General features: G+C 47.4%; 15 protein-coding genes. 2 read left to right on the plus strand and 13 right to left on the minus strand.

What is annotated here, in order from left to right; genetic code table 11:
* Positions 1–37 precede the first annotated feature (37 nt).
* Positions 38–892: a diaminopimelate epimerase gene (dapF, locus tag ICE90_RS00885; protein WP_216191288.1), complete on the plus strand. Its 855-nt coding sequence runs from the start codon at positions 38–40 to the stop codon at positions 890–892.
* Between the two features lie 12 nt (positions 893–904).
* Here dapF and pyrE read toward each other — a convergent pair whose 3' ends face one another.
* Positions 905–1,573, minus strand: coding sequence for an orotate phosphoribosyltransferase (pyrE, locus tag ICE90_RS00890; protein ID WP_215321153.1), 669 nt, complete (start codon positions 1,571–1,573; stop codon positions 905–907).
* 8 nt (positions 1,574–1,581) lie between these two features.
* Between pyrE and ICE90_RS00895 the strand changes: the two genes are divergently transcribed.
* Complete coding sequence (locus ICE90_RS00895) at positions 1,582–2,364, plus strand: exodeoxyribonuclease III (RefSeq protein ID WP_216190632.1); 783 nt, start codon at positions 1,582–1,584, stop codon at positions 2,362–2,364.
* 25 nt (positions 2,365–2,389) lie between these two features.
* On the opposite strand, the gene ICE90_RS00900 is transcribed toward ICE90_RS00895, so the two are convergent.
* From ICE90_RS00900 to gatC, 12 genes are all read right to left on the minus strand, one after another.
* Complete coding sequence (locus ICE90_RS00900) at positions 2,390–3,721, minus strand: MFS transporter (protein WP_216190633.1); 1,332 nt, start codon at positions 3,719–3,721, stop codon at positions 2,390–2,392.
* A complete protein-coding gene (metW, locus tag ICE90_RS00905) occupies positions 3,714–4,307 on the minus strand; it encodes a methionine biosynthesis protein MetW (protein ID WP_072582609.1) in 594 nt (197 codons plus the stop codon). The genes ICE90_RS00900 and metW overlap by 8 nt, the downstream gene beginning before the upstream one ends.
* Entirely contained in the window at positions 4,304–5,443 is a 1,140-nt protein-coding gene (locus tag ICE90_RS00910) for a homoserine O-acetyltransferase (RefSeq protein ID WP_216190634.1), read from the minus strand. Before ICE90_RS00910 ends, metW begins: the two co-directional genes overlap by 4 nt.
* On the minus strand, positions 5,440–6,090 hold the full coding sequence (slmA, locus tag ICE90_RS00915; RefSeq protein WP_216190635.1) for a nucleoid occlusion factor SlmA: 651 nt from the start codon (positions 6,088–6,090) through the stop codon (positions 5,440–5,442). The genes ICE90_RS00910 and slmA overlap by 4 nt, the downstream gene beginning before the upstream one ends.
* A gap of 10 nt (positions 6,091–6,100) precedes the next feature.
* The gene (gene argB / locus ICE90_RS00920; protein ID WP_215321158.1) at positions 6,101–7,003 is read right to left on the minus strand and encodes an acetylglutamate kinase; all 903 of its coding nucleotides are present in this window, start codon (positions 7,001–7,003) and stop codon (positions 6,101–6,103) included.
* Positions 7,004–7,016: 13 nt separating this feature from the next.
* The gene (gene dksA, locus ICE90_RS00925; protein ID WP_088525877.1) at positions 7,017–7,394 is read right to left on the minus strand and encodes an RNA polymerase-binding protein DksA; all 378 of its coding nucleotides are present in this window, start codon (positions 7,392–7,394) and stop codon (positions 7,017–7,019) included.
* A 222-nt stretch (positions 7,395–7,616) separates the two neighbouring features.
* On the minus strand, positions 7,617–8,687 hold the full coding sequence (locus ICE90_RS00930) for a GTP-binding protein (RefSeq protein WP_215321159.1): 1,071 nt from the start codon (positions 8,685–8,687) through the stop codon (positions 7,617–7,619).
* Between the two features lie 69 nt (positions 8,688–8,756).
* Positions 8,757–9,758, minus strand: a complete 1,002-nt coding sequence (locus ICE90_RS00935) for a tyrosine recombinase XerC (protein ID WP_216190636.1) — start codon at positions 9,756–9,758, stop codon at positions 8,757–8,759.
* The gene (locus ICE90_RS00940; protein WP_216190637.1) at positions 9,739–10,413 is read right to left on the minus strand and encodes a DUF484 family protein; all 675 of its coding nucleotides are present in this window, start codon (positions 10,411–10,413) and stop codon (positions 9,739–9,741) included. Before ICE90_RS00940 ends, ICE90_RS00935 begins: the two co-directional genes overlap by 20 nt.
* 27 nt (positions 10,414–10,440) lie before the next feature.
* A complete protein-coding gene (gene gatB, locus ICE90_RS00945) occupies positions 10,441–11,910 on the minus strand; it encodes an Asp-tRNA(Asn)/Glu-tRNA(Gln) amidotransferase subunit GatB (RefSeq protein WP_216191289.1) in 1,470 nt (489 codons plus the stop codon).
* Positions 11,910–13,427 carry an Asp-tRNA(Asn)/Glu-tRNA(Gln) amidotransferase subunit GatA gene (gene gatA / locus ICE90_RS00950; protein WP_216190638.1) on the minus strand — a complete coding sequence of 506 codons (1,518 nt, stop codon included), beginning with the start codon at positions 13,425–13,427 and terminating at the stop codon, positions 11,910–11,912. The genes gatB and gatA overlap by 1 nt, the downstream gene beginning before the upstream one ends.
* Positions 13,424–13,717: an Asp-tRNA(Asn)/Glu-tRNA(Gln) amidotransferase subunit GatC gene (gatC, locus tag ICE90_RS00955; protein ID WP_216190639.1), complete on the minus strand. Its 294-nt coding sequence runs from the start codon at positions 13,715–13,717 to the stop codon at positions 13,424–13,426. Before gatC ends, gatA begins: the two co-directional genes overlap by 4 nt.
* Positions 13,718–13,771: the final 54 nt, after the last annotated feature.

The following is a 13,771-nucleotide window of genomic DNA, read 5'->3' on the forward strand; positions in this document are numbered from 1 at the left end:
TACTAACAATCCAGCACGCAAGCTACGCTTCACCAAAATGCATGGTGCTGGCAATGACTTCATTGTGCTCAATGGTATCGACCAAGACTTGAGTGGCATTACCAAGGATCAATGGCAAGCCTTAGCCCATCGTCAATTTGGCATTGGTGCCGATCAAATTCTCCTGGTTGAAAAAGCCACGCGTCCTGATGCTGATTTTAGATACCGCATTTTTAATGCTGACGGCGGTGAGGTAGAGCAATGCGGCAATGGCTCGCGCTGCTTTGTACGCTTTGTATTAGATCAAGGTCTTTCCAATAAGAATCCATTACGTGTGGAAGTGGCACACACCGTTCTGACTCTCAAGTCCCATCCGGATGGCCAGGTTGAGGTGGATATGGGCGCACCAATTTTTGAGCACAGTCATATTCCATTTAATGCAGCCGGGTTGGCAAGCGTTCAAGAGTTTCAAGAGACTCTCTATGCGCTTCCTTTGAATTACCCCGCTACTCACGATAGTTTGATGGGCGTCCTCTCAATGGGCAATCCACATGCAGTCCAAGTAGTTGGTGATGTTGATAGTGCACCCGTATTAGAAGAAGGCCCAGAAATTGAACAGTTTGCAGCGTTTCCGAAAAAAGTAAACGTGGGTTACATGCAAGCAATCAATCGCAATGAAATCAAATTGCGTGTCTTTGAACGCGGTGCTGGAGAAACGCTAGCCTGCGGTACCGGCGCTTGTGCAGCGGTGGTTTCAGGGATTCGCAGAGGCTTACTAGACTCGCCAGTAAAGGTGCATACGCGGGGCGGCGACTTGCAGATTGCCTGGGGCGGGACTATTGATAACCTTGCTCAGCCAGTCATCATGACCGGCCCAGCAGTTACTGTCTTTGAGGGTGAAACAACAATCTAAAAGCGGTTGCTCTTAGATTCCGTATTTCTCACGATAGGCCTTTACTGAGGGCAAGTGGTTTGTTAACTGCACATCGCTTGATGAAGTTAAGAAAGACATTAAGCCGGCTAAATTCGCAATTGCAATCACCGGTAAACCAAATTCTTGCTCTACGGCCTGCACTGCAGACTTGTCTCCAATTTCAACAGCATTGCCTGAGCGCTCCATACGATCCAAAGCGATCAATACCGCTGCAGGCTCTCCTCCCGCTTTGCGAATAAGATCTACGGATTCCCTAACTGAAGTGCCAGCAGAAATTACATCATCAATGATGACAACCCTGCCCTTTACTGGCGCACCAACCAGCATGCCACCTTCACCATGATCCTTAGCTTCTTTACGGTTGTAAGCATATGGAACGTTAATCCCATCATCTGCCAGCGCAATGGCTGTTGCCGCTGCAAGTGTGATTCCCTTGTATGCCGGTCCATAAAGCATATCGAACTGAATGCCCGATTCCTGCAAGGCTTTGGCGTAATAACGACCCAAGGCGCTTAGACGAGCTCCATCATTAAATTCACCCGCATTAAAGAAATAAGGTGAGAGTCTTCCCGCTTTGGTTTTAAACTCCCCGAAGGACAAAACCCTTGCCTCTAAGGCAAAACGAATAAAGTTATCTTGATTTGAATTATTTGAGCTCATAGGCCTATATGTTACGCATCATTTCCGCGAACCTCAACGGTATCCGTTCTGCAGTCAAAAAAGGCTTTCTGCCATGGGCTGTAAAGCAAAAGGCTGATTTCATTTGTATGCAGGAGCTTAAGGCTCAGCGCGATGATCTAGAGGACGCCATTCTGAACCCTGACGGCATGCATGGCTACTTCCATCATGCGGAGAAAAAGGGCTACAGTGGTTGCGGTATTTATACGCCCCATAAGCCAGATGAGGTCTTGTACGGCTATGGCAATGAAGAGTTTGATGCTGAAGGGCGCTATGTTGAAGCCCGCTTTAAAGGTATATCAGTGATATCTGTTTATATGCCCTCAGGCTCAAGCTCCCCCAAGCGCCAAGAAGCTAAATATCGCTACCTCGACAGCTTTCTGCCGCATCTCATCTCCCTCAAAAAATCAGGTCGTGAAATTGTCCTATGCGGCGATGTCAATATTGCCCATCAAGAAATTGATCTGAAGAACTGGAAAGGCAATCTCAAAAATTCTGGCTTCTTGCCCGAAGAGCGCGCATGGCTTACCAACTTATTTAGCAAAGTAGGTTATGTCGATGTCTATCGCCAGTTAGAGCCAGAGGCAACTGAAACTTGCTACACCTGGTGGAGCAATCGTGGTCAAGCCTATGCCAAGAATGTTGGGTGGCGCATTGACTATCACATCACCACTCCTAGCATTGCCGCTACCGCCAAGAAAACTGCGGTGTACAAAGAAGAGAAGTTTTCAGACCACGCACCACTTACCGTAGATTACGACTGGAAGCTTTAAGCGTTAATAAAAGTCGCCAGGGAAGTTACTCCCCTTCCTTTTTGATCTGAACGATCTTGAAATGAATCGTTGCCCAAATAAGTAGTAGGACTGGGGCGCCAATAATGGCGGTGCCATAGAAGAATGCCTGATATCCAAAGTTATCAACAAACACTCCAGAGAAGCCCGCCAACCATTTGGGTAGCAGCAACATCATCGAACTAAACAAAGCGTACTGAGTGGCTGAGTAGCGGATATTGGTAAGCGAAGACAAGAAAGCAATAAAGGCGGCACTGGCAATGCCAGAGCTTAAGTTATCTGCGGAGATCACCCAAATCAAACCATGCAGATCATGACCTTGTGTAGCTAGCCAAGCAAATAGCAAGTTACTGACAGCCGAAAGAATTGCACCTACAAACAGAATGCGTAGGACGCCAAAACGAAGTGTCAGCACGCCACCAACAAAAGCACCAACTAAGGTCATCACTACACCAAACACTTTGCTTACTGCAGCAACCTCATCTTTGGTGTAACCCATATCTACATAAAAGGGGTTTGCCATAATGCCCATCACGACATCACTAATACGGTAGATGGCAATTAATGACAAGATCAAAATAGCATGCCAGCGATAGCGTGTAATAAATTCTGCAAAAGGCTCAACTAAGGTCTGATATAGCCATGCTTTGGCAGTACGGACCTTTGCTAACTCATACTTCACAGGCTCTTTGCTTAAAAGGGTTGTAATTACACCTACCCCAATTGAGGCCGCCATACAAAGATAGGCAAATTGCCATGCACCCGCATCGTAACCACTACCTGTTTCAGCACGAGCAGCAAGCCAAAGCACACCGGCGCCGGCCCAAATTAAGGCAAGACGATATCCAGTTTGATATGTAGCAGCAAGGGCTGCTTGATGGTCACCATTGGCCGACTCAATACGGAAAGCATCTAATGCGATATCTTGAGTGGCAGATCCAAAAGCCACCAAGAGCGCACACCAAACAATGGAATTGAGTGCCAGCTTGGGATCTAAAGTCGACATACCGACCAGACCCAAAATGATGAGTGCTTGCGCAAAGAGTAACCAGCTGCGACGGCGACCAAACAATTGCGTTAAGAGCGGGATTTGTAAGCGATCAACAAGCGGAGCCCAAACCCACTTAAAAGCATATATCAAACCAACCCAAGTTAAGTAACCAATGGTGCTGCGATCAATGCCGGCTTCACGCAGCCAAAAGCTCAGAGTTCCTAGAATAAGTAATAGAGGAAGTCCTGCGGAAAAGCCCAAGAACAACATGCGCAAACAAGACCATTCGAGATAAACCCGAAAGTCTTGAAGCCAGGACTTCACTACATGGAGTTGCTTGTTAGGCACGACGAATGCGGAATAAAGCGAGACTACCAAATAAATTTGGCATCAAAGTCACCTGGCGACCCTCATGCAAGATGCATTGATCGATTACCTTCAGGCCAAGGCTTGAGGCTAACTTCTCAAAGTCAGCAACCGTGAGAACGCGTACGTTGGGCGTGTTGTACCACTGATAAGGCAAACTCTTAGAAACTGGCATGCGGCCTAGACCAACAGCCAATCGATGAGACCAATGGCCGAAGTTTGGAAAAGAGATTACTGACTCCTTGCCTACACGCACTACCTCACGCAAAATCTTTTCAGTTTGATGAATAGTTTGCAGAGTTTGTGACAGCACAACTGTGTCAAAACTACCATCTTCAAAGAGCGCTAAGCCGCCTTCTAAATCTTGCTGTATGACGTTTAAGCCCTTTTGCACGCAAGAGAGTACGCGTGAATCATCAATCTCAACACCATAAGCGTGAACCGGTTTTTGCTTCTGCAAAAACTCCAAGAAACTACCATCGCCACAACCGAGATCCAAGACTTGAGTATTGGGTGCAATCCAATTAGCAATGGCAGCAAAGTCGGCACGCTTATTAAAATTGCTCATGCTTGAACCTCACGCATTTGCTTAAAGTAAGCTCGGACCAGGTTGTGATAACGCTCGTCATTTAGCAGAAAAGCATCATGCCCATGTGGCGCGTCGATCTCAGCATAGGTTACTTCACTCTTATTGCTCAGCAAAGATTGCACAATCTCGCGACTGCGATCAGGCGGGAACCGCCAGTCGGTTGAAAAGCTGACAACCAAAAACTTAGCTTGTACCTCCGCTAAGGCGCGATTCAGACTGCCATCGTAACGACGTGCAGGATCAAAATAATCTAGTGCACGCGTAATCAATAAATAAGTATTGGCGTCAAAGTAGGTTGAAAACTTATCACCTTGATGGCGTAGGTAACTTTCAACCTCAAACTCAACATCAAAGCTGAAGCGATAGTCATTTGACTCGCCATTAGGACGCTGCAATTCTCGTCCAAATTTTTCTGCCATGTCATCATCAGATAAATAGGTGATGTGACCAACCATGCGCGCCAAACGCAAACCCCGCTTTGGTACAACGCCATGCTCGTAGTAGTTGCCCCCATGAAAATCAGGATCAGACAGAATGGCATTACGAGCCACTTCATTGAAGGCAATGTTTTGTGCGCTCAGCCTTGGGGTAGATGCCACCACCACACAATGGTCTATGCGCTTAGGAAACTGAATAGCCCAAGCCATAGCTTGCATGCCACCCAGGCTTCCACCCATTACAGCAGCAAATTTACGAATACCCAACTTATCCGCCAAGCGGGCTTGAGTATTCACCCAATCCTCAACCGTGACCACCGGAAAATCTGCGCCATATGGCTTGCCATTAGTAGGATTGATGCTCATTGGCCCAGTAGAACCAAAACAAGAGCCTAAATTATTGACGCCAATGACAAAAAAGTGATCGGTATCCACTGGCTTACCAGGACCAATCATGTTGTCCCACCAACCAATGTCTTCTGGATTATCTGGGCTTGGGCCAGCTACATGATGAGATGCATTGAGAGCGTGACAAACAAGAACAGCATTACTTTTATCGGCATTGAGTTTGCCGTAGGTCTCAATCACTAAATCGTAGCCAGACAAAATGGCGCCACTCTGCAAAGGCAGGGGCTCGGCAAAATGAATAGTATTTCTAGAGAGGTGTAGCTCGCTCATTCTGAAAGGAGAAGGCGCAGGCTAACATCGGAGGCTTCAGTTGGCAGCTTCTTAAATCCGCTACGGGCAAAGCGATGCCAACGACCCAAAACAAAACTCATCAACATGGCCGCACGAATGCTGACCTCTTCTTGGCCTAGCTGAGCCCAATTACCGCCTTGGGTTTGGGCAATACGTAGAGCTTGCTTAAGAGATGCTTCGACACGATCAAGCACTTGAGTAATGCGCTCTTGAAGACGATCATCCTCTTGCAATAAAGCATCGCCCAATAAAACGCGAGTCATGCCAGGATTCTTTTCAGCAAAGAATAAAAGCATTTGCAAGATACCGCGCGCCTGAGCAAGGCCAGATTCTTCTTTTTGATTAATTTGATTAATCAATCCAAAAACGGTTTGCTCTATAAAAGAAATGAGGCCTTCAAACATCTGCGCCTTGCTGGCGAAGTGCCGATAAAGAGCTGCTTCTGAAACCTCAATCTTGGCCGCTAAAGCGGCTGTAGTGACACGCTCAGCCTTTGGGTTTTGCAACATCTCAGCAAGCACTTGCAGAATCTGTAAGCGGCGTTCACCTGGGCGAGGGCGCTTACGAGCTACACCAGCGTCAGCGTTGCTGTCGTTGATGTTTACTGGCTCTAAAGATTCGCTCATGGTTATCTGCTTATCTAGAGCGAATCATCGTGCCGAATGCTTGCTCGGTCAGAATTTCTAACAATAATGAATGCTCAATGCGGCCATCAATAATGTGCACTGAATTGACACCGCTCTTAGCGGCATCTAATGCGGAAGAAATCTTGGGCAACATACCGCCAGAAATAGTGCCATCAGCAAAGAGCGCATCAATTTCTCGCGCGGTTAAATCTGTCAGCAACTTACCGTCTTTATCCATCACGCCCGGGATATTGGTCATCATGACCAACTTCTCTGCATGCAGGATTTCTGCCATCTTGCCAGCCACCAAGTCAGCATTAATGTTGTAAGCCTGGCCTTCTGCACTAAAGCCAATAGGAGAAATTACTGGAATAAACGCATCGTCTTGCAAAGCTTTAACCACCGCAGGATTAATTGCCTCGATCTCGCCAACAAAACCGATATCCACCATCTTGCCCGGCTCTGTATCGCTAGGAATCTTCATTTTCTTAGCGTGAATCAATCCGCCGTCTTTACCAGTCAAGCCAACAGCCTGGCCGCCAAAGTGGTTAATCAACATCACAATATCCTGCTGCACCTCGCCGCCTAGAACCCATTCCACTACTTCCATGGTTTCTTCATCGGTTACGCGCATACCTTGAATAAAAGTACCGGTCTTACCAATCTTCTTCAAGGCCTCATCAATTTGTGGGCCTCCCCCATGAACTACTACTGGATTCATGCCAACAAGCTTTAACAAGATAACGTCACGCGCAAAACTTTCCTTGAGACGTTCTTCCACCATGGCATTTCCGCCATACTTAATCACAATAGTCTTGCCGTGATACGCACGAATATAAGGCAAAGCCTCAGCAAGAATCTCCGCCTTTAATAAAGGAGAGATATCACTAATGGTTGGTAAATGCTTAGTCATCGCTACTTAAAATTTATTCGCCAAATAATTTTTGACGGAGTTCGCGACGCTCTTGAGCCTCAAGAGATAAATTAGCTGTAGGCCTTGCAATTAAACGGTTCAGGCCGATTGGCTCACCAGTTTCTTCGCACCATCCATAGTCACCTGACTCAATGCGAGCCAATGCTTGCTCTACTTTTTTAAGCAGCTTGCGCTCACGATCACGCGTGCGCAATTCCAATGCATGCTCCTCTTCGATCGTTGCACGGTCGGCGGGATCGGGAACCAAAATATTTTCACGCAGATGTTCTGTTGTCTCGGACGCATTCTTCAAAATGTCATCTTTGAGAGTGAGTAGTTTTTGACGGAAAAAATCTAACTGCGCAGCACTCATGTAGTCCTTATCGGACATCTTGAGCAATTCGGCCTCAGTCAATGGAGCACCTTTTGCAACCTTAGCGCTCGCAGCCTTACTACTAGCTTTTGCAGCGGTTGCTGGTTTTGTTGCTGTTTTTACCGTCATCTCATTCTTTCCTGGTTTGAAGCATTATTGCTTCATTCTGCCAAACTTTTACGACCCCTTTATTAATATTCATCAATATGGGCCGTGGCGGCGGATTGTACCCGAATCTTGCTAGGCTAAACAGCCCTCAAGCCCTGCCAATAGGGTGTCCTTGGGCAAATCGATGCCTATGAAGACCATCCGGGTTTGCTTGGGTTCTGTGCCCCATGGACCGGCTAAATCGCTGCCCATCATCTGATGAACCCCCTGAAACACCACTTTTCGGCTACTTCCCTTCACATAGAGTACACCCTTGTAGCGCAACATCTTCTCTCCAAAGACCTCCAAAATGCCTCCCAGGAAGTCTTCCAACTTTTTGTGATTAAAGGGTTTATCACTACGAAAAACAAAGGATTGGATACGATCAGTATGGCCAGCATGGCCATGGTGTTGGTGCTGGTGGTCGTGACTATGGTCATGGCCACAGGTACTGTGGTCGTGGTCGTGACTATGGTCATGACCGCAATCCGCATGGTCATGATCTTCCTGCTCCAAGAAATGAGGGTCAATATCCAACTTGGCATTGAGATTAAAGCCCTTGAGGTCTAAGACAGCATTCAAGGGCACCACACCCTTAGAAATGCCTGCAATAGGCGCTCTTGGGTTCATATGCATCAGGCGATTACGTAAGGCATCTACTTCAGCAGGCGTCACTAAATCGGTCTTAGTAATAAAGATTTGGTCGGCAAAGCCAACTTGGCGCTGAGCCTCTTCATGCTCATTGAGTTGTTGCTGACCGTGCTTGGCATCCACCAGGGTCACTACAGCATCTAAAACATAATGGTCTGCCACATCATCATCCATAAAGAATGTCTGAGCGACGGGGCCAGGATTAGCAACGCCTGTGGTTTCAATCACGACACGATCAAAACTAATCTTCTTATCTTTGCGTTGCTCCCAAAGCTCGTTTAAAGCATCCACGAGATCGCCACGAATGGTGCAGCAAATACAACCATTGCTCATTTGCACAATGTTCTCTTGGTTGTCTTGCACCAAGATGTCGTTATCAATATTCTCTTCACCGAATTCATTCTCAATGACGGCAATTTTTTTGCCATGCTCTTCAGTCAAGATGTGTTTAAGCAAAGTGGTTTTGCCGCTTCCCAAGAAGCCCGTCAAAATCGTTACTGGAATTAATGCCATGGATGATCCAATCAAAATCTAAAAGCCAACAATTCCCAAAGCGGGAAACCTTCTATCTTACCGAGTTCCTCAGCCTTTGCCAGCCTTTGCGCGCGGATGCGCTTTATCGTATGCCTGAGCTAGGTGCTGAAAATCTAAAGAGGTATAAATCTGGGTACTAGCAATGCTGGCGTGCCCTAGCATCTCCTGTACTGCACGTAAATCCTGTGAGGATTGCAGCACGTGGCTGGCAAAGCTATGGCGCATCATATGAGGATGCACATGGGTGGGCAATCCAGCGCGCATAGCTAAAGTCCGCAGTCTTGCTTGTACGGTACGCGGTGATAAGCGCTTACCCGTTGCTGACAAAAACAAGGCGATGGATTCTTCTGAATAGTTTCCAGCATCACGCAGCTCTCGCCAGGTAGCAAGTGATTTCATTGCAGGCACACCAACAGGTACTGAACGTCGCTTGCCGCCCTTACCTAAAACTGTTACTTCAGCAGCATCCCAATCCAACCAACCAGCAGATTCATGCTGACGATTTTTGCTTTGCATCACATCAATTCCCAAGAGCTCCGAAAGACGCAGGCCTGATGAGTAAAGCAAATCAATAATGGCTGCATCTCGGATTGATTCCAAATCCTTTTTTTCTTCCGCTTCTTTCACGGCTTGGTTTACCAGGGCAAGCGCCTGCTCGACCGACAAAGCCTTGGGCAAAGACCTCAAGCGCTTAGGCGCCTTTACATCGTCAACCGGGTTAGCAATTAAATTGCTTGTTACCTTACCAGCACGGGCATCACGCCTGGCATCTTTCTCGGTAAGCCAGTCATACCAGCCACGCCATGCAGAAAGCGCTCTCGCAATACTTCTTGAGGATTTACCTTTGGAGTGCAAACGGCCAGCCCAACGACGCACATGGCCGTTACTCACTCTTAACAACTCAATATTGTCCTCAAGGGCGAAATTTTGTAGATCGCTCAAATCCATGCCGTACGCTTTAAGCGTATGCGGCGAGAGCTGACGCAACACATGTAACTCATGCAAATACTCTTGCATGAGGGGGTGTAGTTCAGTCGACTTTAATTTCATAAGCCTGGATACGATCCAAAGCTGCGGCAGTTAATTCAGCAATCTGACGCAAATAGAAAGCGCCCATATCTGCCGTAAAGCGGGATTCATCCTTGCTGGCTAACAGCAATACTGCGGGCGATTGAGCGGCACCAATACTCTTGCCTAATGGCAACCCAATGGCCACCATGCTTTGCCATTCAGAATCAATGCTTGTCTGGCTTGCTAACAAATCTACGCTGGCTGCCGCCAACTCCTTAGCGGAGCCGCATAACGGGGTGTCTACCCAAGGGCCAAAAGCAGAGTTAGGCGACAGTAATTGTGCAGACTCTACTTCGAATACTTCGGCCAAGCCCGAAGTTATCGCAGACTCCACATCAGCCTTATTGTTGGCCTTCATCAAACACAATAACCAAGCAACCAAACTTTGTTGGGTTTTGTCATTACGGCTTCCAAAGTGCAACATTTCACTTAAGCGACGATTGAGCTCTTGATTTTGTGTACGCAATATCGTCATCTGACGCTCTTGCAAAGAGATCGCACGATCCTCATGTGGATGCTTAATCCGAATCTCATTAAAGAGATCGGCATAACGCTCAAAGAAGCCTGGGGTTGAACGCAACCACTCAGCAACTAACTCTTCTTGTTCGGCTTGCTTTGGATCGATTGCACTCATGTATTTCTTTCTAAATATGTTCTTTGGTTAAGCAAGCTTTTTACGCAAGAGCTCATTCACCTGACCAGGGTTTGCTTTGCCTTGAGAGGCTTTCATGATCTGGCCAACGAGAGCGTTAAATGCCTTCTCTTTGCCCGAGCGGAACTCTTCAACCGATTTCTGGTTAGCGGCTAACACCTGATCAATGATGGCCTCAATGGCTCCACTATCACTAATTTGCTTCAATCCTTTAGCGTCAATCACCTGATCAACCGTGCTAATAGCTTTACCTGCAATCGCCTCTTCCCAAAGAATGGCAAAGATATCTTTAGCAATCTTGTTGGAGATAGTGCCATCTGCCACACGCGTCAGTAGTGGCGCTAAATGCTCCGCTTTTAATGGCGCGTCAGCTGCAGCAATACTTGCACGATTTAAGGAGGAAGCAAATTCACCAGCAATTAAATTGGCTGCGGCCTTTGCCAATGGCTTACCTACGATTACCAACAATGCTTCAAATACTTTTGCTGTGTCGCGATCTTGCGTGAGCAACTGCGCATCGTATGCACTTAAGCCAAACTCGGTTTGCCACTGCTCGCGTAATTGAGCAGGTAATGCTGGCATCTTGCTGCGCACATCTGTAATCCATGCATCATCAATCACAACGGGCAATAAGTCAGGATCGGGGAAGTAGCGATAGTCGTTAGCATCTTCTTTACTGCGCATACTGCGGGTTTCGCCACGGTCAGGATCGTAAAGTCGGGTTTCTTGAACAACGGCACCGCCATCTTCAATCAGCTCGATTTGACGACGCACTTCATATTGAATGGCTTCCTCTAAAAAGCGGAAGGAGTTCAAGTTTTTGATTTCGCAACGGGTACCGAATTCAGCCTGGCCTTTAGGGCGAACAGAAACGTTCGCATCGCAACGGAAAGAGCCTTCTTGCATATTGCCGTCACAAACTCCCAGCCACACCACCAAGCCATGCAAAGCCTTGGCATAGGCAACGGCCTCAGCGGCACTGCGCATCACTGGCTCAGTAACAATCTCGAGGAGTGGTGTGCCGGCGCGGTTCAAATCAATCCCGCTAGAGGGCTCGCCATGAGGGCCTGTAAAGCCTTCTTCATGGACTGATTTACCAGCATCCTCCTCCATATGGGCGCGAGTGAGTTCAACTACTTTTATTTCATCCCCAACCAAGATCTCAAGATACCCGCCAACAACAACCGGGATCTCCATCTGGCTGATTTGATAGCCCTTGGGTAGATCTGGGTAGAAATAATTCTTGCGAGCAAAGATACTTGCCGGCGAAATCTTCGCATTTACTGCTAAACCAAATCGAATCGCATGCTCTACCGCTTGACGATTAAGTACAGGCAAAACGCCAGGCAATGCTAAATCCACCGCACACGCTTGCGTGTTTGGCGCGGCGCCAAAGCGCGTACTTGCGCCACTAAAAATCTTGGACTGAGTTTGCAACTGCGCGTGGGTCTCTAGACCAATAACGACTTCCCATTGCATCATGCCACCTCACTTGCTGGACGCAAATGCCAATCAGTGGCTTGCTGATATTGATGAGCCACTTGCAACAAGCGCGCTTCAGAAAAATAATTACCAATGAGCTGCATGCCAATTGGCAAGTTGTTTGTATTAAATCCACAAGGGACACTCATCGCTGGCAAGCCTGCCAAGTTAGTAGAGAGCGTATAAATATCTTCTAAATACATTTGCACGGGATCTTTAGATTTCTCGCCCAAACGCCAAGCCACGTCAGGGGCTACAGGCCCCAGGATGACATCGCACTGATTGAATGCAGCTTGAAAATCCGCTGCAATAATGCGACGAATTTTTTGTGCCTGAAGATAGTAAGCATCATAGTAACCATGACATAGCACATAGGTTCCAATCATGATGCGGCGCTTCACTTCTTCACCAAAACCTTCGGTGCGTGACTTGGCATACATATCATTGAGATCACGATACTCATTGGCACGATACCCATAACGCACACCATCAAAGCGACTCAAGTTACTCGATGCTTCTGCTGGCGCTAAAACGTAATACACCGGTATGGATAACTTGGTTTTAGGCAAGCTGACTTCAATTAATGTAGCGCCTAAATTTTCTAAAAGCTTAGTGGCTTCAGTAACGGATTTAGCAACATCAGCGGCTAAACCTTCTGCAAAAAATTCTTTAGGTAAACCAACACGCAAACCCTCCAATGGTTTTGCGGGATTGGCATTGCCTTCCTTCCAATGTTGATTGAGGTAACGACCGTAATCTTCACCAGAGTCAGCCAAAGAGGTTGAGTCACGCGGATCATGCGAAGACATTGCAGAAAGCAACAAGGCGCAGTCTTCTGCAGTCTTGCCCATCGGCCCAGCTTGATCGAGCGATGAAGCGTAAGCAATCATGCCGTAGCGCGATACGCGCCCATAACTAGGCTTAATGCCGGTTAATCCACAAAATGCTGCTGGCTGGCGAATTGATCCACCCGTATCTGTGCCAGTTGCAATCGGAGCCAATCCCGCTGCTACAGCTGCAGCAGAGCCACCGGACGAGCCTCCCGCTACGTGAGCAGCATTCCAAGGGTTTAACACCGGCCCAAAGGCAGAGTTTTCATTCGAGGAGCCCATCGCAAACTCGTCCATATTGGTTTTGCCCAGGCAAACCATGCCAGCACCATGGGGATTACTTTCATCGGGAATGCCCAAATTAGCCACCACCGTGGCATCAAAAGGACTCTGATATCCAGCCAAGATTTTGGAGGCAGCTGTTGACTTCCAACCACGCGTTACAAAGACGTCTTTGTGCGCAACGGGGATGCCTGTTAACTTTCCAGCATTGCCGGAGGAAATCAGTTGATCTGCCTTATTTGCTTGCTCTAAACTTAAGTGAGCATTCACATCAAGATAGGCATTCCACTGTTTTCCAGCCTCAATACGGTCTAAGAAGTACTGGGTTAGCTCTGTACTGGATACCTCTTTTGCAGCAAGTGCTTTTGCCATTAAGGCGATAGGGGTGTTGTGCCAACTCATTCGATCACCTTTGGCACCAAGAAATAGCCGTCATGCTGAGCAGGGGCTGACTGCATATTTTCGGCACGATGATCTGATTCAGTAACTTGATCAACGCGCATGGGCTGGGCCAAATCCCGCAAAAAGAGGATTGGGTGAGCCAATGGCTCAAGACCAGTGGTTTCCACGGCCTGCATTTCCTCAACCAAAGAAAAAATGGCCTGTAATTGAGGTAAAACTGCCTCGGCTTCTGCCTGATTTAACTCAAGCCTAGATAGGTGCGCAATGCGCTGGACATCATCAAGTTTCATGGGACGAGAGTATCATTCCTATATATTTTCATTAACACTTTCTATTTTCCCACT

Origin of the sequence: Polynucleobacter sp. AP-RePozz3-80-G7, assembly GCF_018882145.1 — a bacterium.
In the GTDB taxonomy this organism is placed as follows: Bacteria; Pseudomonadota; Gammaproteobacteria; order Burkholderiales; family Burkholderiaceae; genus Polynucleobacter.